24 protein-coding genes are annotated in these 21064 nt (G+C 54.7%); 17 read left to right on the top strand and 7 right to left on the bottom strand.

Annotation, left to right across the window (positions count from 1 at the left end):
- Entirely contained in the window at positions 1 to 597 is a 597-nt protein-coding gene (locus tag ACRZ91_RS11350; protein ID WP_170772170.1) for a LysE family translocator, read from the bottom strand.
- 73 nt (positions 598 to 670) lie between these two features.
- Here ACRZ91_RS11350 and ACRZ91_RS11345 point away from each other — a divergent pair, with 73 nt between their 5' ends.
- Positions 671 to 1123: an Lrp/AsnC family transcriptional regulator gene (locus tag ACRZ91_RS11345; RefSeq protein WP_480717104.1), complete on the top strand. Its 453-nt coding sequence runs from the start codon at positions 671 to 673 to the stop codon at positions 1121 to 1123.
- A gap of 119 nt (positions 1124 to 1242) precedes the next feature.
- Entirely contained in the window at positions 1243 to 1821 is a 579-nt protein-coding gene (locus ACRZ91_RS11340; RefSeq protein ID WP_480905313.1) for a PA14 domain-containing protein, read from the top strand.
- Between the two features lie 48 nt (positions 1822 to 1869).
- On the opposite strand, the gene ACRZ91_RS11335 is transcribed toward ACRZ91_RS11340, so the two are convergent.
- Positions 1870 to 2832, bottom strand: a complete 963-nt coding sequence (locus ACRZ91_RS11335) for an L-malyl-CoA/beta-methylmalyl-CoA lyase (RefSeq protein ID WP_480905310.1) — start codon at positions 2830 to 2832, stop codon at positions 1870 to 1872.
- 296 nt (positions 2833 to 3128) lie between these two features.
- Between ACRZ91_RS11335 and dgcN the strand changes: the two genes are divergently transcribed.
- The 3 genes from dgcN (at position 3129) to ACRZ91_RS11320 (ending at position 6067) form a co-directional block, all read left to right on the top strand.
- Positions 3129 to 4130 carry an N-acetyltransferase DgcN gene (gene dgcN, locus ACRZ91_RS11330; RefSeq protein ID WP_170473935.1) on the top strand — a complete coding sequence of 334 codons (1002 nt, stop codon included), beginning with the start codon at positions 3129 to 3131 and terminating at the stop codon, positions 4128 to 4130.
- A gap of 75 nt (positions 4131 to 4205) precedes the next feature.
- On the top strand, positions 4206 to 5171 hold the full coding sequence (gene dgcA / locus ACRZ91_RS11325; RefSeq protein ID WP_170473938.1) for an N-acetyl-D-Glu racemase DgcA: 966 nt from the start codon (positions 4206 to 4208) through the stop codon (positions 5169 to 5171).
- 35 nt (positions 5172 to 5206) lie between these two features.
- A complete protein-coding gene (locus ACRZ91_RS11320; RefSeq protein WP_170473940.1) occupies positions 5207 to 6067 on the top strand; it encodes a D-amino-acid transaminase in 861 nt (286 codons plus the stop codon).
- A gap of 266 nt (positions 6068 to 6333) precedes the next feature.
- On the opposite strand, the gene ACRZ91_RS11315 is transcribed toward ACRZ91_RS11320, so the two are convergent.
- The 3 genes from ACRZ91_RS11315 to ACRZ91_RS11305 form a co-directional block, all read right to left on the bottom strand.
- Complete coding sequence (locus ACRZ91_RS11315) at positions 6334 to 6648, bottom strand: DUF1244 domain-containing protein (RefSeq protein WP_010443546.1); 315 nt, start codon at positions 6646 to 6648, stop codon at positions 6334 to 6336.
- Positions 6649 to 6751: 103 nt separating this feature from the next.
- A complete protein-coding gene (locus tag ACRZ91_RS11310; RefSeq protein WP_010443547.1) occupies positions 6752 to 6991 on the bottom strand; it encodes a DUF6868 family protein in 240 nt (79 codons plus the stop codon).
- Between the two features lie 88 nt (positions 6992 to 7079).
- Positions 7080 to 7817: an N-formylglutamate amidohydrolase gene (locus tag ACRZ91_RS11305; protein WP_480905305.1), complete on the bottom strand. Its 738-nt coding sequence runs from the start codon at positions 7815 to 7817 to the stop codon at positions 7080 to 7082.
- Between the two features lie 118 nt (positions 7818 to 7935).
- On the opposite strand from ACRZ91_RS11305, the gene pyk reads away from it, so the two are divergent.
- The 5 genes from pyk (at position 7936) to rplT (ending at position 12392) form a co-directional block, all read left to right on the top strand.
- Complete coding sequence (gene pyk / locus ACRZ91_RS11300; RefSeq protein WP_170547240.1) at positions 7936 to 9381, top strand: pyruvate kinase; 1446 nt, start codon at positions 7936 to 7938, stop codon at positions 9379 to 9381.
- 243 nt (positions 9382 to 9624) lie between these two features.
- Positions 9625 to 10062 carry a universal stress protein gene (locus tag ACRZ91_RS11295; protein WP_010443550.1) on the top strand — a complete coding sequence of 146 codons (438 nt, stop codon included), beginning with the start codon at positions 9625 to 9627 and terminating at the stop codon, positions 10060 to 10062.
- A 14-nt stretch (positions 10063 to 10076) separates the two neighbouring features.
- Complete coding sequence (locus ACRZ91_RS11290) at positions 10077 to 11627, top strand: alanine/glycine:cation symporter family protein (RefSeq protein ID WP_480905301.1); 1551 nt, start codon at positions 10077 to 10079, stop codon at positions 11625 to 11627.
- A gap of 183 nt (positions 11628 to 11810) precedes the next feature.
- The gene (gene rpmI, locus ACRZ91_RS11285) at positions 11811 to 12011 is read left to right on the top strand and encodes a 50S ribosomal protein L35 (protein WP_010443552.1); all 201 of its coding nucleotides are present in this window, start codon (positions 11811 to 11813) and stop codon (positions 12009 to 12011) included.
- A gap of 15 nt (positions 12012 to 12026) precedes the next feature.
- Complete coding sequence (rplT, locus tag ACRZ91_RS11280; protein ID WP_010443553.1) at positions 12027 to 12392, top strand: 50S ribosomal protein L20; 366 nt, start codon at positions 12027 to 12029, stop codon at positions 12390 to 12392.
- An 88-nt stretch (positions 12393 to 12480) separates the two neighbouring features.
- Here rplT and ACRZ91_RS11275 read toward each other — a convergent pair whose 3' ends face one another.
- A complete protein-coding gene (locus ACRZ91_RS11275) occupies positions 12481 to 13395 on the bottom strand; it encodes a LysR family transcriptional regulator (protein WP_480905297.1) in 915 nt (304 codons plus the stop codon).
- Between the two features lie 122 nt (positions 13396 to 13517).
- Between ACRZ91_RS11275 and ACRZ91_RS11270 the strand changes: the two genes are divergently transcribed.
- From ACRZ91_RS11270 to ACRZ91_RS11245, 6 genes are read left to right on the top strand one after another with little or no spacing between them, the layout of a single operon-like run.
- Positions 13518 to 14573 (top strand): dipeptidase, encoded by a 1056-nt coding sequence (locus ACRZ91_RS11270; protein ID WP_480652639.1) that lies wholly within the window; start codon positions 13518 to 13520, stop codon positions 14571 to 14573.
- A 35-nt stretch (positions 14574 to 14608) separates the two neighbouring features.
- Entirely contained in the window at positions 14609 to 16204 is a 1596-nt protein-coding gene (locus ACRZ91_RS11265) for an ABC transporter substrate-binding protein (protein WP_480905294.1), read from the top strand.
- Positions 16205 to 17263 (top strand): ABC transporter permease, encoded by a 1059-nt coding sequence (locus ACRZ91_RS11260; RefSeq protein WP_170782059.1) that lies wholly within the window; start codon positions 16205 to 16207, stop codon positions 17261 to 17263.
- A complete protein-coding gene (locus ACRZ91_RS11255; RefSeq protein ID WP_010443558.1) occupies positions 17260 to 18171 on the top strand; it encodes an ABC transporter permease in 912 nt (303 codons plus the stop codon). The genes ACRZ91_RS11260 and ACRZ91_RS11255 overlap by 4 nt, the downstream gene beginning before the upstream one ends.
- Positions 18168 to 19016 carry an ABC transporter ATP-binding protein gene (locus tag ACRZ91_RS11250; protein ID WP_480905291.1) on the top strand — a complete coding sequence of 283 codons (849 nt, stop codon included), beginning with the start codon at positions 18168 to 18170 and terminating at the stop codon, positions 19014 to 19016. The genes ACRZ91_RS11255 and ACRZ91_RS11250 overlap by 4 nt, the downstream gene beginning before the upstream one ends.
- Position 19017: 1 nt before the next feature.
- The gene (locus ACRZ91_RS11245) at positions 19018 to 19767 is read left to right on the top strand and encodes an ABC transporter ATP-binding protein (RefSeq protein ID WP_170772145.1); all 750 of its coding nucleotides are present in this window, start codon (positions 19018 to 19020) and stop codon (positions 19765 to 19767) included.
- A 490-nt stretch (positions 19768 to 20257) separates the two neighbouring features.
- On the opposite strand, the gene ACRZ91_RS11240 is transcribed toward ACRZ91_RS11245, so the two are convergent.
- Entirely contained in the window at positions 20258 to 20647 is a 390-nt protein-coding gene (locus ACRZ91_RS11240; RefSeq protein WP_480905287.1) for a MerR family transcriptional regulator, read from the bottom strand.
- Positions 20648 to 20736: 89 nt separating this feature from the next.
- Here ACRZ91_RS11240 and ACRZ91_RS11235 point away from each other — a divergent pair, with 89 nt between their 5' ends.
- Positions 20737 to 21060: a hypothetical protein gene (locus ACRZ91_RS11235; RefSeq protein ID WP_480905284.1), complete on the top strand. Its 324-nt coding sequence runs from the start codon at positions 20737 to 20739 to the stop codon at positions 21058 to 21060.
- Positions 21061 to 21064: the final 4 nt, after the last annotated feature.

The raw sequence follows: 21064 nt of genomic DNA, 5'->3' as shown, positions 1-21064 counted from the left end.
TTAGTGCGGCCAAAGAACAGGGTAGAGCGAGGCAACAAGAAGTACGGCCATTGTCCAGTTAAATATCAGCAAGCGGTGCGGGTTGGTCAGGACCCGCGCCATTTGTTGGCCCAGAACCGTCCACACGCTGACCGATGGCAGATTGATCGCTCCGAACACCAGCGCAACCAGTATGATGGCTTCAAGCGTTTGTCCCGGCGCATATGCTGCAGTTGCCGTAAGCGCCATGGCCCAGGCCTTTGGATTGACCCACTGAAAGCTGGCAGCCTGAAAAAACGTCATCGGCGTACCGCTTGCTGCTTGTCCCTTTACAGGCGCTGCATGTGCGATCTTCCATGCCAGATACAGCAGGTAAATTACGGATGCGATCTTAAGCACCGTATAACTAACCGGGAATCGGTCGAAAACCTGAACCAGCCCTGCGCCCACCAGCAGTACCATGAAGGTAAAGCCCAACCCGATACCCAACATATGTGGTATCGTTCGCCGGAAGCCAAAATTCGCGCCTGACGCCATGAGCATGAGGTTGTTTGGCCCGGGAGTTATCGATGACACAAGGGCGAACACGATCAGGGCCATCAGAATATCGTATGTCATGAACGCATTTTCTCGCCAATCGCGACGAATGAAATTGCTTTTTTGTGCGGCAATAGAATATTATTCACAACAAATGACGAAGATTGATCGAATTAATCAACATATATTGCGAGAAGTGTCGCAAGATGGTCGTATCAGCAACCTCGATCTTGCCGACCGCGTTGGCCTGTCGCCGTCTGCCTGTCTGCGTCGGGTGCAAGAGTTGGAGCGCGCGGGTGTTATATCGGGCTATCGCGCAGTTCTAAACCCGACAGCCTTGGGCATAGGCTTTGTTGCCTATATCGGCGTCGGGCTGGGTGAGCATACCAAGGCCGCCCAAGAAGGATTTGAAGAAGCGCTGCAGCAAGCGCCCGAGGTGGTCGAATGTCACAATATCACCGGCACGATCGAGTACCTTTTGCGGGTCGAATGTGCAGACCTCGCATCCTACAAAACCTTCCATACTGAGGTATTGGGAACGCTTCCGCATGTAACCTCGATTACCTCATACGTGGTAATGGGGTCGCCTAAGGATATGCGCGCGTAAAGGCCGAAAAAGTGAATTCTAACCACCTTGCAGGTCAAAAATTCACAGCCTAAGGTCTTTGCAACAGTGTCGCCGGCAGGGACTGATCCCCAAGCGGGCGCGAATTCAGGGAGAAGACCATGAAATTTTTCCGGACCGGAGCGCTTGTTGCCGTCTTAGCAGTTTTTGCGGGTGTGGCGACGGCTGCACCTTTGAAGTTAACGCCTGCAAATCCTCAACCCAGTCCAAAAGCGGGGTTGAATGCAAAGTATAGCTGGGAAGGTAATCCGCCTCGCAAAATCCAAAACCTCGCCAAAGTTAAACAACTATTGAGGAAGGCCAAGCCCGGCGCGCCACTTAGGGGACTGGACTACCGTGATACGAATGAGGGCGATCCTGTCCTGACTTTCAACGAAGCCTTCAATGTTGCCGCGGAAATCACGGGTTATATTCGTTTTGATTCACCCGGGATATACGAGCTTGAAACCTGGTCAAATGACGGGATCGATGCGTGGGTCGGTGGCCAGCAAATTGGATATGTTAATGGTCGCCAAGGCTGTGAGGCCAACCAACGGACCGAAGTCGAAGTACCGAAGGCCGGTTGGTATCCTCTCAACATTAAGTACTTTCAGAAATACGGTACGTCCTGCTTGATGATGAAATGGGGTAAACAGGGTGAGAGGATTACCTGGACACCCAACGACGTCTTCGGCCGCTGATCATATAAAATAAAAGGCGCTCGCTTGAGCGCCTTTCTTCGTCGTAGGTTAGCCGCCTGCCTCAATCAGTTCGGACTGCGCTACAATGACTTCGGCCTGCTTGATCGAGGCGATATCCACCAAACGTCCTTTGTAGACGGTTGCGCCTTCACCGTTGGCCTTTGCCTGTTCCATTGCGGCTAGAATTTCGCGCGCTTCGGACACCGCCTCATCTGACGGGGTGAAAACCTGATTAGCCAATGCAATCTGCTTGGGGTGGATGGCCCATTTGCCGACCATGCCCAGTGTGGCCGAGCGTTTGGCTTGCGCGATATATCCTTCATCATCCGAAAAATCGCCGAACGGGCCATCGACCGGCAGCACGCCATGGGTGCGGCAGGCGGCGACGATGGCGGCTTGCGCCCAGTGCCAGGGGTCGGACCAGTGCTTTTCACCTTCGCGCAGCATGTAATAGTTTTCCTGCGTGCCGCCAATGCCGGTTGTCTGCATCCCCATCGATGCTGCAAAATCCGCAGCGCCAAGGCTCATGGCTTGCATACGCGGAGATGATGCTGCGATCTCTTCGACATGCGCCAAGCCAGCGGCGGATTCGATGATCACCTCGAAAGAGATGGATTTGGTTCGGCCCTTGGTTCGCTCGATGGCAGTAACCAGCGCGTCCACCGCATAAACATCCGCCGCACACCCGACCTTGGGGATCATGATCTGATCCAGCCGATCGCCTGCCTGTTCCAGCACATCGACCACGTCGCGGTACCAATAGGGTGTATCCAGCCCATTGATCCGAACCGACATGTATTTGTTTCCCCAATCGACCGTATTGAGCGCCTCGATGACATTGGCGCGGGCGGTATCCTTGTCGGACGGGGCCACCGAGTCTTCCAGATCCAGGTTGATGACATCCGCTGCCGACGCGGCCATCTTGGGAAATAGCTTAGTATTCGAGCCCGGGCCAAACAGTTGACAGCGATTGGGGCGCGCCGGAGCGGCGGGTTGGATGCGGAAACTCATCTGAACCTCGTCTGAGTAATGAAATTGCGTTCTTTCCTGAGCCTGAGATATTAAATTGCGTGGCGCTGTGCAAGCTTGATTGTGCAGCTGCGGCAATGCGTGTGCAGAATGTTCGAATTTTAAACCGACAAAAGAATGCTCAAAGATTGATCAGTTTGAAAACTTCGAATAGTTTTGCGAGTTTTAAAATTATTGTGCAAGTTTATCCTGTCAGAAGGCGGATTGTAAGGAGAGTTTGAGAAATCCTCGTCAAATCGGTTCTCTAGCTTAGGCCAGAATCAAAGGAGTGCAGCGCGATGATCGAGACACCGTACCTATTGTTTTTGGGCGATGCGCCCGACTTGTTGGCGGCCAAAGTGGCTATTGGCATCCGGGACTGGCGTCCTGAGAATGCTGTTGGTCAAATCAAGCTGGAGGGTTGCAATGCCGACCTGGGCCTGACGGAAATGACCCTGGCCGAAGGTAAAGCGGCTGGTGCCAAGACACTCGTCATTGGTGTTGCAAACCGGGGCGGGATCATCAGCGAAGCTTGGAAAGAAGTTCTGATTGAAGCGTTGGAAATGGGCTATGATCTGGCATCTGGCCTGCACAACCTGCTGCGTGACGAAGGTGATTTGGTTGCGGCTGCCCAAACTCATGGTTGCACATTGCATGACGTTCGTGTGCCGACTGTTGGCTACCCGATTGCAAACGGCCGCAAGCGTACCGGCAAACGGTGTCTGGCAGTTGGAACAGATTGCTCTGCCGGTAAGATGTATACGGCGATGTCGATGGATGCCGAAATGCGCAAGCGCGGTATGAAATCCACGTTCCGTGCTACAGGTCAGACGGGCATTCTGGTCACGGGGCAGGGTGTACCGCTGGATGCCGTTATCGCGGATTTCATGGCAGGGTCGGTCGAGTACCTGACACCGGACAATGATCCGGATCACTGGGATCACATCGAAGGGCAGGGTTCCCTGTTCCACGTGTCTTATTCGGGCGTGACCATGGCGCTGATCCATGGTGGGCAACCCGATGCGCTGATCCTGTGCCACGAACCAACCCGGACCCATATGCGCGGACTGCCTGAATATTCACTGCCGACGCTGGAGCAGTTGCGTGACACAGCACTGCCGCTGGCGCGCGTGGCAAACCCAGAGTGTCAGGTTGCAGGCGTGTCGATCAACACCCAGCACCTGAGCGAAGAAGATGCGCTTGCCTATATCACTAAAGTTGAGACCGAGATGGGCATCCCGGCGACCGATCCCTACCGCTTTGGAGCCGGTAAACTAGTGGATGCGCTGGCCACACTGTGATCTAAGAACTCTCGCCGGAGGCGGAGCAATCCGCCGCCGGCGGGCGTATTTGTCAAAAAATAGAGGAGCAGGCGCGTGCAAATTGAAGTTTCTCGCGATGTGTTTCGATTGGCGCAGGTATTCACCATCTCGCGCGGCTCACGTACCGAGGCAAAAGTTTTGACTGTCCGTATCTCGGACGGTGTGCACCATGGTTGGGGCGAATGTGTACCTTATGCCCGCTATGACGAAACACTGGAGTCGGTCGAGGCCGAGATAGCCGGGCTACCCGATGTGTTTTCGCGCTATTCCCTGAGGGACCTTTTGCCTGCTGGCGCGGCGCGGAATGCGGTGGATTGTGCACTGTGGGATCTGGAAGCGAAACGCGCGGGCAAACGGGCATGGGAGCTTGCTGAAATCGCTGCGCCAGGGCCTGAAATAACAGCCTATACGCTGTCATTGGACACGCCCGAAGCGATGCGGGCCCAAGCGGCCGAGAACGCTTTCCGCCCCTTGCTGAAGATTAAGCTGGGAACACCCGATGATATGCCGAGGCTCGAGGCTGTCCGGGCTGGGGCGCCAAAGTCGAAAATCATCATCGACGCTAATGAAGGCTGGTCTGCCGAAGTCTATGCAGATCTTGCCCCGCATCTCGTGCGCCTGGGCGTGGCTCTGGTCGAACAGCCTTTACCAGCTGGTGAGGATGATGCCCTGATCGGGATGGATCGCCCTGTGCCAGTTTGTGCTGACGAATCCTGTCACGATCGGGCAAGCCTACCCGCACTCAAGGGCAAATATGATGTGGTGAACATCAAACTGGACAAGACCGGCGGTCTTACCGAGGCGCTAGAATTGCGCAAGGCCGCATTGGCTGAGGGCTATGATGTTATGGTTGGCTGCATGGTCGGAAGCTCGCTTGCGATGGCCCCGGCAACACTGGTGGCGCAGGGGGCGATGGTTACAGACCTTGACGGGCCGCTTCTGTTGGCCGAAGACCGCGATACACCGCTGATTTTTGACGATGCCGGAGTACACCCGCCCAAAGCGGCGCTCTGGGGGTAAGGAACGGGCGAAGCCCGGAAACAAAAGGAAATGACATGACCCGTACCGTCTATGTGAATGGCGAATACCTGCCTGAATCCGAAGCAAGTATTTCGATCTTTGACCGGGGTTTCCTGTTTGCGGATGCTGTGTACGAGGTGACCAGCGTGCTGGACGGCAAGCTGATCGACTTTGAAGGCCACGCCGTACGTCTGAAGCGCTCATTGGATGAACTCGATATCGTTCAGCCTTGCAGCATGGACGAATTGTTGGAAATCCACCGCAAACTGGTTGAATTGAACGGAATTGATGAGGGGCTGGTTTATCTGCAGGTCACTCGTGGCTCGGACGGGGACCGGGATTTTGTTTTCCCAGCCGTCGATACAAAGCCAAGCCTTGTTCTCTTTACCCAGAACAAACCAGGCCTTGCAGACAGTCCGGCAGCGAAGAAGGGTGCCAAGATCATCTCGATTGATGATATCCGCTGGGGCCGTCGTGACATCAAGACCGTGCAGCTGCTTTACCCTTCCATGGGCAAGATGATGGCCAAAAAGGCAGGCTGCGATGATGCGTGGCTGGTTGAAGATGGCTATGTGACCGAAGGCACCAGCAACAACGCCTATTTCGTCAAGAGCGGTAAGATCGTCACCCGTCCGCTGTCTAACGACATTCTGCACGGCATCACGCGCAAGGCGGTATTGCGCATGGCGGCCGAGGCGCAGATGGAGGTCGAAGAGCGCCTGTTCACCATCGACGAAGCAAAAGAAGCCGATGAGGCCTTCACCACTTCGGCCAGTGCTTTCGTTATGCCGGTGGTTGAGATCGATGGCGTTGCGCTGGGCGATGGCACACCGGGTCCGATCGCCAAACGTCTGCGCGAGATCTATCTGGACGAAAGCCGCAAGGCGGCGATCTAGAAGAGGTAGTTATATCTAGTCTCGTTGCCAGCAATGGTATGAACTCAAATGCGACGCGCGGCGCAATTTGCCGTTATTGCTGCACCCTCGCAAAATATTGCGAGGGTGTTGTCAGTTCACAGGATGTTGGTGCCGTGAACAAACCGTCATGTTGGGTTTTTACGGATCACTGAGGTGTCACTGATTGTGAACCCGTGTTCGAATGATCAGCATCATCCCCGGTGGAAGGTTTACACAGAGAAGGCGGTTTCTTCCGGCGTCGAGTGTCAGCTCTTCTTCGTCACATTCTCTTCAAACGCAACCTTGAATGCGGCCTGTTTTTCGGCGCTGGCATCGGTCTGATAGTTGGCCTTCCATTCATCCATGGACATGCCATAGAAAATCTCGCGCGCTTCGTCCTTGCCCATTTCAATGCCTTTTGCATTGGCGGCTTCCTGATACCAGCGCGACAGGCAATTGCGGCAAAACCCGGTCAGATTCATCATGTCGATGTTCTGGACGTCTGTGCGGTCTTTCATCAGGTGCTGCTGTAAACGACGGAACGCAGCGGCTTGCAGTTCGATTTCGGTTTGCTTGTCCATATTCTGGCTCCGAGTAGATGTTTTTACATTCTGAGGCTGAACTAGCAATCCGCAGGCTTCGATACAATGAATACAAAGGCCTTTGAATTGGCCGATCCGGTATTTAGGAGAGTTTCAGTGCCAACCATGGCACCAGGCAAAAAACCAGGGTCAGGATCTTGTAGTTCGCAAGATACCGGAAGTAAGCGCGTTTTATGTCGGCACGTTCCATCTGGAACATTCTGCCATGCACATCTGCAATCCAGTTTTGCAAAGCCAAGACCATCATGGTGCTGAAGAGCAAAACACCGATGTTCAGAACCGTCATCCAACCGAAGACAGTCGTCAGGAATTCCTGCGTCATAGTCGTCTCCTTTCGCCTGATATATGGGTATTGGCCAATGCGCTCCCAACATTAGGAGGAACAAAAAACAATCTGCGACGTCACTGTGTCACAGCCTGCTTTCGACGAGCGCGTCTTGTAGTGCAGCGGCCAGACGGTTGGCCCAATGGCGCTGCCCCTCGTGATCTGCAATCAGATCGTTGCGCAGCTCAATCAATGCATTGGGTCGACCGAATGCTGTGCAATGTTTGTCAATCGCATCACCGGGTAGAACGCCGGTATAGGGTTCATTTACACCGACGCACAGATCACTATCGGCATTCAGTCGGTTGATTAACGGACGTGAGAACCGCTCATCCGGAGTGTGTAGGACGCCGATATGCCAGGGTCGGGGATCGCGACCGCGTAGCTGGCGCGTAAAGGAGTGCATTGAGACGATAACCGCATGAGGCAGGCCTGCAAGCTGTGCCAGCGCATCATGATAAGGACGGTAGCACATGTTCAGGCGCCGCTCCTTCTCAACTGTATCGGCGTGGCGATTGCCGGGGATGATCGAACCATCATAGAGCTTCATCAGAAGCGTCGGATCATCCTCACCGCGATTGGGGTCGATCACCAAGCGCGAAAAATTGGCCGCGATAACTGGGGCGTTCAGCATCTCGCCCAGATGCTTCGACACCTCGTAGGCGCCCACATCGTAAGCGATGTGCCGTTCCATGTCTTCGCGCGGCAGTCCCAGGTCCCCGTCATTGATATCGGGTGGGACCATGTTGGTTGCATGGTCACAAGTAATTAGCCAACGCGACGGCCGATCCGCGCCGTGAACAAAAAACGGAGAATAAGTCATGAGCCTGTCATCTTGTTTGTCGCAGGTGTAGGACAGTTGCGTTGGAAAGGGAATTGCGCAATAAGCGGCCCAAGCAATGTTTGCGGTAACATTCGTGCGTTTAAGGAGAGCCTGATCAATGCGACGCCTGAGAAATGTGAAAATCGTGGCGACGCTGGGACCGGCGTCTAACGACTATGACACCATCCGCGCTCTGCACGAGGCAGGGGCCGATGTGTTTCGCCTGAACATGAGCCATGGCAGCCATGATGAAATCCGCGAACGGCATCGGATCATCCGGCAGATCGAAAAGGATCTGGATAGCCCGATTGCAATCTTGGCCGATCTTCAAGGGCCGAAGTTGCGCGTTGGTGTGTTTGCCAATGACGCAGAAGAGCTGGAAGAGGGCGCAGCGTTTCGTCTGGACCTTGATCCGGCAGCGGGGGATGTCACCCGGGTCTGTCTACCGCACCCCGAGATTTTTGCTGCTTTGGAGCCGGGTGCGCGCCTGCTGGTCAATGATGGCAAGATTCGTCTGATCGTGCAGGATTGCGGTCAGGATTTTGCCCACTGCACAGTGGAAGTAGGTGGCACGATCTCAAACCGAAAAGGTGTGAACGTTCCGGACGTGGTTCTGCCGCTGGCGGCGCTGTCTGACAAGGATCGCGACGATCTGGAATTTGTCTGCCAGTTGGGCGTGGACTGGCTGGCGCTCAGTTTCGTGCAACGTGCCAAGGACGTTTTCGAAGCACGTGCGCTGGCAGATGGTCGCGCATCGATCCTGTCCAAGATCGAAAAGCCTGCCGCAGTGGAAGCCTTTGATGACATCCTTGATGCCTCGGACGGGATCATGGTTGCACGTGGTGATCTGGGTGTTGAGTTGCCCGTTTCTGCTGTGCCGCCGATTCAGAAGCGTCTGGTGCGCAAGTGTCGTACTGCAGCGAAGCCCGTGATTGTTGCAACACAGATGTTGGAAAGCATGATCGAAAGTCCGATGCCAACGCGGGCCGAGGTTTCGGACGTGGCAACAGCCATCTATGAAGGCACCGATGCAATCATGCTTAGCGCTGAATCCGCGGCTGGATCCTATCCGATCGAAGCGGTCCAGACCATGAATAAGGTCGCCATCGAGGTTGAAGCGGATCCGACCTACCACCAGATCATTGCGGCCTCACGAACTGCCAAGGGCACGACCATCGCGGACGGAATCGTGGCAGCCGCGCGCGAAATTGCGGAAAAGACGGACATCAAGGCCATCTGCTGTTTCACTCAAAGTGGTACAACCGCGTTGCTTACTGCACGCGAGCGTCCCGGTGTGCCGATAATTGCGATGACTCCGGCCACTGGCACCGCACGCAGGCTTTGCTTGAGCTGGGGCTGCCATTGTGTTCTGACCCCCGAGCAGGAACGGTTTAAGGGCGCGGTGGTTAGTGCGGCTCGCGCGGCTCGTTCGGGTGGCTTTGCGGCCGAGACTGATCAGATCGTGGTCACCGCTGGCGTGCCGTTTAATGTCCCTGGAACGACCAACATCTTGCGTATCGCTCCGTGTGATGAACGGCTGATTTACAACACCGATCCGGGTTAAGTTGCGACCCAATATCAACAATTTATATTGATACCTTACAATCTGCCTAAAATTTAGGCGGAAATAAATTAGCAATTTCAACTAGATGAGCGATTGTTGGTTGCATTTCAAAATTACTTCTCTGTTTTTCCGTGTTTTTGGGGATACTTGCCTCTAGGGCAGTCTACTCAAACAAGTTCCAGGTTCCGGCTGCTCTGCCGGGGGCACGGGCCCCGGTCAAACAAACCACAACGGAGGAACGACATGACAACGAAAATTGTCATTGGACTGGACGGGACAGAAACCGGAGAACGCGCGATCGCCTTCGCCAAAGACTTGGCCGGACGTATCGGAGAATGCGAGCTGCTGGTTGTTTATGTCATCGAATGGTCGCCTTTCACATTCCAGACACCGGAAGAAAATGCTATGCGCCACAAGAGGCGCGAGGAAGAGGTAGAACTGGCTACATCGCGGATCATCGCGCCAGCGGTCGAAGCGCTAAAGGCAGCAGGATTCGAAGCCCAAGGTATCGTGCGTCACGGAGATGTCGCCGAAACACTGAACACGATCACGGTCGAAAACGGTGGATCACAGATCGTTGTTGGTCGGGCTTCGGCTGACGGGTTCAAGAAGCGCCTGTTTGGCAGCTCCACGCAGAACCTTGTCATGCATGCCGACGTTCCCGTCACGGTCGTGAATTGAGGGGAGAGTAGATGATGAGTATTCAAAACAAACTTGGTTTGGCTGCGCTTACCGCTCTGGCTGCGAGTCCTGCCGCCGCTCAGGAAGCGGTTGGGCTGGATGACAAGATCAATCAGGCATTTGCAGACTTCACCGGGCCATTTGTAAGTTTTATTTTTGCACCTTTCCCCGGGACAGGTTTCCCCTGGATCGTGGGATGGCTGGTTGTAGCGGCGACTGTGTTCACACTGTATTTTGCCTTCGTGCAGTTGCGCTTTTTCAGCCATGCGATCAGCCTGGTGAAAGGCGACTACTCTGACCCGAACGATGCGGGTGAGGTCAGCCACTTTCAAGCGCTCGCTACAGCCTTGTCCGGTACGGTTGGGCTTGGCAACATCGCCGGTGTTGCGGTTGCCGTTGGCATCGGCGGGCCGGGTGCGACTTTCTGGATGATCGTCGCGGGTCTGTTGGGCATGGCGTCGAAATTCACCGAATGTACGCTGGGCGTGAAGTATCGCAACGAATACGAGGACGGCACCGTTTCCGGTGGTCCGATGTATTACATGTCCAAAGGGTTCAACGAACTGGGCCTGCCGGGTGGTAAGATCCTTGCGGTTCTTTTCTCGATCTTCTGTATCCTCGGTGCCTTGGGCGGGGGCAACATGTTCCAGGCCAACCAGGCGCACCAGCAGATCGCAGGCATCGTTGGAGACTTTCCCGGTTGGATCACCGGTCTGGTGTTCGCGGGCATCGTGTTTGCAGTGATCGTGGGTGGCCTGAAATCTATCGCACGCGTGACCGAGAAAGTCGTGCCCTTTATGGGCGTGATGTATGTGGCTGCGGCGCTGGTAATCATCCTGATGAACGCGGATCAGATCGGGTGGGCCTTTGGCCAGATCTTCGCGGGAGCCTTCACTGGTCTCGGCGTGGCAGGTGGTATGGTCGGTGCGCTGATCCAAGGCTTCCGTCGTGCGGCGTTTTCGAACGAGGCAGGCGTCGGGTCTGCAGCGATTGCACACTCTGCTGTTCGGACCAAAGAGCCGATTACCGAGGGCTTTGTATCTCTGCTTGAGCCGTTCATCGATACGGTCGTGATCTGTACCATGACCGCGCTGGTGATCATCATCACCCAGCAGCTGATCGTTGATCCTGAAACCGGCAATTACATGCTGAACGAAGCGGGTAACGCGATTGCAACTGTTGATGGTAACACCGGTGTCAGCCTGACCTCGGCAGCCTTCGGCAGCGCGTTCAGCTGGTTCCCGTTCATTCTGGCCATTGCCGTGGTGCTGTTTGCTTTCTCCACCATGATCAGCTGGTCCTACTACGGCCTCAAGGCCTGGACTTACCTGTTCGGTGAGGGCCACACGAAGGAACTGGTGTTCAAGGTCATCTTCTGCATCTTCGTTGTCATTGGCGCTGCGGCCAACCTTGGGCCGGTCATCGACTTCTCGGATGCGGCGATCTTTGCGATGGCTGTTGTGAACGTCTTCGCGCTCTACTTCCTGATGAAAGTGGTGCGCCAGGAGCTGGCGTCCTACGCAGAACGGTTGAAGAGCGGTGAAATCCGCAAATTCGAACATTAAACCATACCACCGGGGCGGCGCGCGTCGCCCCGGTACTCAGTCTGCCCGTGAAAATCGCAGATTCTGACCCAAACCCCCTTGCCAGTATGACCGAACTTGCGTAAACGGCGCTTCTGATCGCGTGACCGGCCGAGATGGCATGCCGAGTCGCGTCTGAAACCGAACCCGGAAAAGGAGACGGAAATGCCTAAGATGAAGACCAAGTCGAGCGCCAAGAAGCGCTTTAAGGTGACTGCGACCGGTAAGGTCCTTGCTGGCCAGGCCGGCAAACGTCACGGCATGATCAAGCGGACCAAGAAATTCATCCGCGATGCCCGTGGCAACACCACCCTGTCCGCCCCCGACGCCAAGATCGTCAAGGGCTACATGCCCTACGACCGCTAAGAGGAGATTTGAGAGATGTCCCGCGTTAAAGGTGGAACCGTAACCCACGCCCGTCACAAGAAGATCATCAAAGCCGCAAAAGGCTATTATGGTCGTCGCAAGAGCACATTCAAAGTTGCGTCTCAGGCCGTTGACAAGGCCAACCAGTATGCAACCCGCGACCGCAAGAATCGCAAGCGCAACTTCCGCGCGCTGTGGATCCAGCGTATCAATGCTGCTGTGCGTTCGCATGACGAAGCACTGACATATTCCCGCTTCATCAATGGCCTGAACCTAGCCGGTATCGAAGTGGACCGCAAAGTTCTGGCTGACCTGGCCGTGCACGAACCGGAAGCGTTCGGCGCGATCGTCGCCAAAGCTCAGGCAGCCCTGGCCGCCTGATCCTCGTCTCAGAGACAGTGAAATCAAAGCCGCTCCTACAGGGAGCGGCTTTTTTGTTTTAACGAACCGGGTCGTAAGCCCAACCGCCTCACAAATTTTTATCGGAGAATGGGTCCGATGGCGTGTTTAGCCGAAGATGTCGCATGAATGCGCGGGCGATTCTAGGAACCGGCCTTTGATCCGAAATGACGAAGTGGCCACGATATCGCATGGGCGCTTCAAACGGGACAAAAGTCAGGTCCGGTGATCGATACATGTACACCGGAAAGGGATTGATCACAGCCAACCCAAGGCCCTCCCGAGCCATATCGGCTGCTGCGAACGAGGTCGAAACCTCGGCGACAATTCTGGGTTCCGCTCGTACCTGATGCAGTAATCGATCAAGCTGCCCGCGTCTGCCGTGGCGATATGTCAATGCAATCAGATCTTGTTCATGCAGATCTGCGGGGGTGAGCGCACTGCGTTGGGCAAGTGGATGTTCAGGTCGCATTACGCAAACTGCTGGCGATTCCCTGAACGGTATCAGTTTGATCCCCGCGCGGCTTTGCTCAATCCCGGTTACCGCCAAGTCGAAGCGGTTTTCCAATACGCCCAATGTCACCATGTCTGAGGTCGTCACCTCCAGGTTCACAAAAAAACCCGGATTTCCGCGTATGAAACTGGCGATGAGCGTGACGATATAGCGGTGGGCATAACTTGGAGGAGCGACAAGGCGTAACGTTTCCTGGACGGTTTCACCCGGTCCATCGATCCGGTCGAGAGCCTCGAACAAGGGGTCGAGACGCATATTCAATCGCACGGCCTCTTGCGTCGGGCGTAGTCTGCCCGCGTCCCTTTCAAACAGTATTTTCCCAAGTCGGGATTCAAGGCTGCCAACAGATCTGCTGACGGCTGATTGAGACAGGCCCAGTTGTCGTGCCGCGGCGGCAGTGGTTCCTGCCTGCATGAGGGCCCGCAAGGCTTGATACTCCGGTAGTGAGTGCCAGTTGCGTGTTTTCTTCATCGACTTGCACCCTCATGAATCCGACTAGCTCTATGAGTAAAACTCATTGAATTTTTTTACAATCATGACGATAACGTCTGTTAGCGTGTATCGGATTGATACTTAATTCGGGTGATACGGCTTTGAACACCTTCCCCCTCATTTTCGATGGGCACAATGATGTGTTGTCCAAATTGGCTTCGACCGGTGGTGTTTCAGAAGCGGGCCAATTTCTGAGCGGCCTGGAAGGCGCAATCGATCTGGTCAAATCCAAAGAGGGTGGGTTTGGCGGCGGGTTCTTTGCCGTGTGGGTGCCGTCGCCAATGGATGTCGACGCCAAGATGGAAGAGATGGTCCAGCCCAGATATGACCTGCCGCTTCCCGATCAGATAGATGCTGAAGACGCCTTCCCGGCAGCACTGAGCCAGATTGCCATATTGTTGGAACTGGAAAGGCTGGGCGCGTTGAGTGTTGCACGCTCAGTCGCAGATATCCGGGATTGTCTGGCGCAGGGTCGGATGGCAGCGATATTTCATATCGAAGGCGCCGAAGCGATTGATGCCGATCTGCATTCGCTCGACGTTTTTCATGCTGCGGGGCTGCGCTCGCTTGGTCCGGTCTGGAGCAGGCCAAACATTTTCGGGCACGGTGTGCCGTTCAGATATCCATCAGGGCCAGACACCGGCCCGGGGTTGACCGATTATGGTCTGCGACTTGTCCAACGCTGCAACGCGCTTGGTATCATGCTGGACTTGTCTCATCTCAATGAGAAAGGTTTTTGGGACGTTGCGCGATATTCAGATGCGCCTTTGGTAGCAACGCATTCGAATGCGCACGCCATTTGCCCGCACGCTCGAAATCTGACCGACGATCAGCTTCGCACAATCGCAGAAAGCGACGGGATGGTCGGACTGAATTTTGCCGCCGCCTTTCTGCGCGAGGATGGGCGAATGCTTTCTGACGTGCCGCTGACACAGGTTCTGAAGCACCTAGATCACCTGATCGGGATCTTGGGTGAGGACCGGGTCGGGCTTGGGTCGGACTATGACGGGGCCGTAGTTCCAGACGATGTGACCGACGTATCGATGCTGCCCCGATTGAGAGATGCCATGGAAACCCATGGATACGGCGAAGAGCTCATTAAGAAGCTCTGCCATGAAAACTGGTTGCGTGTACTTGAGAAGACTTGGGGATCGTAACCGTTAATGAATAACTTGATGACAGAGAGGACAAAATGAACGCATTTAATAGATTGCTTACCGGTGCGGCCCTGGGATTAGCGCTGGCTGTGACCTCGACTTCGGCAATCGCGGAAACGCCGCCAAACATGTTGGTGATCGCGAACCGTATTGACGACATCACAACACTGGACCCCGCGGAAAGCTTTGAATTCGCCGGGTCTGATGTCAGCCGCAATGTTTACCAAAAGCTTGTCAATTTTGACCCGCTGGATCTGGATGCAGGATATCAGCCGGACGTCGCGGAAAGCTGGGATGTTTCAGAGGACGGCAAGTCGATTACCTTCAACATCAGGGAAGGGTTGACCTTTCATTCCGGTAATCCGGTGACCGCCGAAGACGTTCAGTTTTCGCTGCGCCGTGCAATCATTCTGAATAAGACTCCGGCTTTCATCCTGACGCAGTTCGGGTTCACGCCGGAAAATGTCGAACAAACGATTGTTGCAGATGGCAACACTCTGACGATCACGACCGACAAGCCCTACGCGACATCCTTTGTTCTGAACTGTCTGACCGCGACCATCGGTGGCATCGTCGACAAGAAGACGGTGATGGAACACGACAAAGATGGTGATCTGGGCAACGAGTGGCTCAAGACCAACACGGCGGGCTCTGGTGCCTACAGCTTGGTGAGCTGGAAGCCCAATGAAAGCGTAACCCTAAAGTCCAACCCTGATTTCTATCTGGGTGCCCCGGCGATGGAGCGTGTTGTTGTCCGTCACGTTCAGGAAAGCGCCAGCCAGCGCCTATTGCTCGAGCGCGGGGATATCGACGTTGCTCGCAACCTGAACCCCGAAGACGTTGCAGGTGTCTCATCGGTCGCTGGCGTCAAGATTGCAGATGAGCTCAAGGGCCGTCTGATGTATGTCTCACTGAACCAAAAACACCCTGAGCTCAGCAAACCTCAGGTTCGTCAGGCATTCAAATACCTGATCGACTATGAAGGGATGCGCGACAGCTTCCTGAAAGGTCAGTACACAATTCACCAGAATTTCTTGCCGCAAACCTATCTTGGCGCATCGGATGAGAATCCGTTCAGCTTCGATGTTGAAAAAGCCAAAGCGCTGCTGGATGAAGCCGGTGTAAGTGGGCTGGAGATCGAAGTTGGCGTGCGCGAAGCGCAGGAACGTATTGAGATCGCTCAGTCACTTCAAAATGCACTGGGTCAGGTTGGTATCACGATGAATATTACTGTCGGTACTGCCAAACAAATTCTGGCGCGATATCGTGCACGGGAGCTCGACGTCTATCTTGGCGCATGGGGTCCGGACTATCCTGATCCGCAAACCAACGCGGGGACGTTTGCCTATAATCCTGACAACTCGGATGCGGCCAATGCAACTGGTCTGTTGGCGTGGCGGAATTCGTGGGATACCGGCGGGCTGACAGAGAAAACAGATGCGGCTGTGGTTGAGAATGACACCGTGAAACGTGCCGATATGTACAAGGAAATCCAGGCTGAGTTCCGTGAGACATCACCATTCGTCGTGATGTTCCAGCAAATCGAACAATCGGCATTGCGTGAGAACGTGACGGACTTCTCGACCGGTCAGGCGATCACATCGGCGTCGTATTGGCAGGTGACCAAGTAAATGGCTCTGGCCGAAAGACCATCTGAGGGGCGCCGCTCGGCGCCTCTTATTCATTGGATCAAGAGCATCCTGAAAACTCTTGGCACCATTGCAATCACGATGTTGGGTCTGCTGTTCGTGACCTTCATCATCGGCCGCGTCATGCCGATCGATCCGGTGCTGGCGATCGTCGGTGAGCGCGCCTCGCAATCGACCTATGATGCAGTTTATCAACAGCTTGGCCTCGATAAGCCGCTGCTGGTGCAGTTCGGTTACTATCTTTGGGATGTCCTGCACGGAGACTTTGGCAACTCGCTGCTGAATGCGCGCCCTGTATCCGAAGACATCGCACGCGTCTTCCCCGCCACACTGGAATTGGCGACTCTTGGTGTGATGATTGGCATCTTTCTAGGTGTTCCGCTGGGTGTGATTGCCGCCGTGAAACGGGGGTCCTGGATCGATCAGATCGCCCGTGTGGTCGCACTTGTTGGCTACTCAATGCCAATCTTCTGGCTGGGGCTCATGGGGCTGCTGGTCTTCTACGGAATACTAGGTTGGGTCGGTGGACCGGGTCGCCTGGACATCTTCTATGAGGACCTGGTTCCGACGCGAACGGGGCTCATATTGCTGGACAGCGCTATCGCCCAGGATTGGGATGTCTTCCGCAATGCGTTGTCTCACATCGTCCTGCCCGCTGCCTTGCTGGGGTACTACTCGCTGGCTTACATCAGCCGGATGACACGATCCTTTATGCTGGAACAGTTGTCGGCGGAATATGTCATTACCGCCCGCGTCAAAGGCCTGTCAGAACGGCAGGTGATCTGGCGTCACGCCTTCAAGAATATTCGCGTACAACTCATTACAGTCATCGCACTGAGCTACGCCAATCTGTTGGAAGGCTCGGTTCTGACCGAGATCATCTTTAGCTGGCCGGGGATCGGCAGCTACATCACGACCGCTTTGCTGAGTGCCGATATGAATGCAGTTCTCGGTGGAACCGTTGTGGTCGGGCTGATCTTTATCTGCCTGAACATATTCTCCGACCTTCTCTACCGTTTCTTTGATCCGAGGTCGAAATGAGCGACATGACTTTGCGTCAGTGGCTGCTGACCGACGAGCCCACATCCAGACGCCACGCCAGATTGGCTAGCTTGTATAAAGGTTGGCTGACACTGCGATCAAACTCGATGGCAATGGTTGGGTTGGCGATCCTAGTAATCCTCGTACTGACAGCGGTTTTTGCTCCTATCATCGCACCGCAAGATCCTTTTGTTCAGGATCTGTCCAGCCGACTGCTCCCTATCGGAGCCGAAGGGCACTTGCTGGGGACCGATAGTCTGGGGCGGGATATTCTGTCACGTTTGATTTATGGCGCGCGGATAACGCTGTACATTGTAGCGTTGGTGGCGCTTATCGCTCCGGTCGCGGGCCTTTTGGTAGGAACCGTCGCGGGATATGCCGGGGGATGGGCAGATGTGATCCTCATGCGCATCACCGATATCTTCCTCGCCTTTCCGCGCCTTGTTCTGGCATTGGCTTTTGTAGCAGCGCTCGGGGCAGGGATTGAAAACGCGGTTCTGGCGATCTCGCTGACAGCCTGGCCACCGTACGCGCGCATGGCGCGGGCAGAAACGCTGACGATCCGGTCAACCGACTATATCAATGCGATCCGGCTTCAAGGGGCCGGGCCACTGCGGATCATCACCCGGCATATCTGGCCGCTTTGTATCTCGTCACTGATTGTGCGGGTCACTCTGGACATGGCCGGGATCATTCTGGCTGCCGCGGGCCTGGGTTTCTTGGGCCTGGGCGCACAACCTCCAAGTCCGGAATGGGGTGCCATGATTTCCGAGGGGCGCAGGTTCATCCTTGATCATTGGTGGGTTGCCACGGTGCCGGGGCTTGCAATTTTCACGGTTTCGCTGGCCTTCAACCTGTTGGGTGACGGGCTAAGGGACGCGCTTGATCCAAAGGACGGTGGGCAATGAACTTACTCGACATCGAAGACCTGTGGGTTCGCTTCCCAACCCGTCAGGGCGTATTTGATGCGGTACGCGGTGTCTCGTTCTCGTTGAGGCGCGAACGATTGGGGATTGTGGGTGAAAGTGGATCCGGCAAGTCGATGACCGGGCGCGCCATCCTGCGCCTGATCCGAAAGCCCGGTATAGTCGAGGCCAACCACATCAATCTTGAAGGTCGTGACTTGCTGAAGCTTACAGAGCGCGAGATGCGCGAGGTACGCGGAAAGCAGATTTCCATGGTGATGCAGGACCCCAAGTTCTCTCTGAACCCAGTGGTCACGGTAGGCGAACAATTGATGGAGGCGTATCTTCAGCACAATTCCGGCTCTAAATCACGCGCCAAAAAAATGGCGATCGAAATGTTGGAGAGTGTTTCGATCCGTAGTCCCGAACGGGTGATGCGGGCATACCCGCATGAAGTGTCAGGAGGTATGGGGCAACGCATCATGATTGCGATGATGCTGATCCCGAACCCTAAGATCCTGATTGCGGATGAGCCGACCTCGGCGTTGGATGTCAGCGTGCAGCGGCAGGTGCTGAACATCATGGATGGATTGGTCAAAGAACGGGGCATGGGCCTGATCTTCATCAGTCATGATCTCAACCTGGTGTCCGAGTTTTGCGACCGTGTCCTCATCATGTACGCGGGACGGATTGTCGAAGTCTGCGAAGCAGATAAGCTGCACCAAGCGAAACACCCATACACTCAGGGGCTGCTGAACTCGCTTCCGCGTCTTGACGAGAAATGTACGCATTTGAGTGTTCTGACCCGCGATCCCGCCTGGTCAGACGCGCCCAGCGTGAGAGGTTGAAATGACCGCATTGGAAATCAACGATCTGAACGTCTGGTTTGGTCACGCGCATGACCGCGTAGATGCGGTCAAGGGTGCTTGTCTTAGTGTTAACCAGGGTGAGAGCTTTGGTCTTGTGGGTGAAAGCGGCTCGGGTAAATCTACCATCCTCCGCGCGATAACCGGTCTGGCACCTCAATGGTCTGGTGCTATCCGAGTCGAAGGTGAAGCGTTGTCCGGGGCTAAGCGAGATCGCAGGTTCTTTAGAGCCGTGCAGATGGTTTTTCAGGATCCATACGCTTCGCTTCACCCGCGGCACACCGTCGATCAGGTGCTCAGTGAAACTCTGCATCTGCACGGACTAGATAATATCGATCAAAGGGTCAAAGGTCTGCTGAACGATGTTGGGCTCGGTCAGCGCTTCCGGTTTCGGTATCCGCATCAGCTATCCGGGGGGCAGCGTCAGAGGGTCGCTATCGCTAGAGCGTTGGCAGGCGAGCCGGACATCCTGCTGCTGGATGAACCCACATCAGCTCTGGATGTCAGCGTTCAGGCAGAAGTATTGAACTTGTTGACGGATTTGCGAAGACAACGCGGGCTGACATATTTGATGGTATCCCATGATCTTCCAGTTGTCGCGCATATGTGCGATCAACTGGCAGTTATGCGAAATGGTGAGATCGTTGAGGTCATGTCCTCTGAAACGCTGCGTGTAGGCACACCTGAACACCCGTACTCGCAAGAATTGCTGCAGGCCTCGGTCGCCGTTTGACGAGATACGAACGCTGGTTGGCGTACATCTATCTGGCGAAGTGCTTTGAGTGTATTTGCGGCTGATTTCACACGACTTCTCAGAAACCTAAAGGGTCTTGATTGTCGTGTAGATTATGGCGGAGACGAAGGGATTCGAACCCTCGAGACGGTTTCCCGCCTACTCCCTTAGCAGAGGAATTATTCTGGCAAAAAAATACAATAAAAACAATAAGTTATAAGTTATTTCTACCCTGTTGTGTCGATTTTGTGCCAATTTTGCACGAAAAAACTTGCATCAGTTCAGTGTTTCGTTCGTTCGTCAGTCCAGTTCTCACTTCTTTTGTTTGAAACTCATACTGTTATTTGTCCGCTGGAATCTGCACGTTAAAAAGGTATCTGCCCAAAAAAATGGAGCAGAGTATGGATTGCAACTTCTTTGCTTTAAGCGAGTCTCAGAAGCATTCAAAAATGGACACTGCGTGGAAGGCTGTTTGGAGCCTAAAGTCCCTCTAGACGGTGCGCAGCTTTGATAACATCGGACAAGATACATTCCCGCTGTCGCAGTTGGCCGTGAGTTCGTTCAAGGCGGCTTCCAAGCGCCTAAGTTCGGCGATCTTCGCACGGACATTTAAGATATGAAGCTCCGCCAGCTCTTTCACGGATCGGCAATCCTCGCCGTCGCCTTCGGACAGATCGAGAAGCGTCTTTGCGTCGGCGAGCGGAAAGCCCAAATCACGGCATTTTTTAAGGAAGCGAAGCCTTCCAACATCGTGCGCAGAGTACATCCGCCGATTATTCGGTGCCCGTTCTGGTTTAGGCACGATCCCTTCGCGTTCATAGTAGCGGATCGTTTCGATGCCGACACCGCTTTGCCGGGATGCTTCCCCAATCGCAAACATGTGAGTTTTCCCGTCTTGATCCTGTAGCGACTACAGAAGTTATACAAGAATCTGTCATTTCGACTACTCCAACTAATCAAGGGAATGAGATGCAGAAGTACGTTAGCCTAAGTTATCTGGGATCACTGTCAGCACTTGGCGTCGCGACTTGCTGTGTGTTGCCCATGACAATGATGTTGCTGGGACTAGGGGGCAGCTGGCTGGCCATTTTTGGAAAGATCGCGGCAGCAAGCTACTACGTATTGGCGATTTCGACGGCGCTTGTCGCGATATCATGGTTTGTATCTTATCAGCGCGGTTCCCTACCAAAGTTGAAATGGTGGCTTCTAGGGACGACGGCAATCACAGGCTTTGCTTGGGTCGTCGTCTTTAACGAAGCCCGGATTAATGATTTCCTGATAATGCAGATGTGAGACT

Source organism: Ruegeria sp. O11 (genome assembly GCF_056535285.1).
Note: the sequence above shows the minus strand (reverse complement) of the source record. Positions and strands in the feature narration are given on the sequence as shown.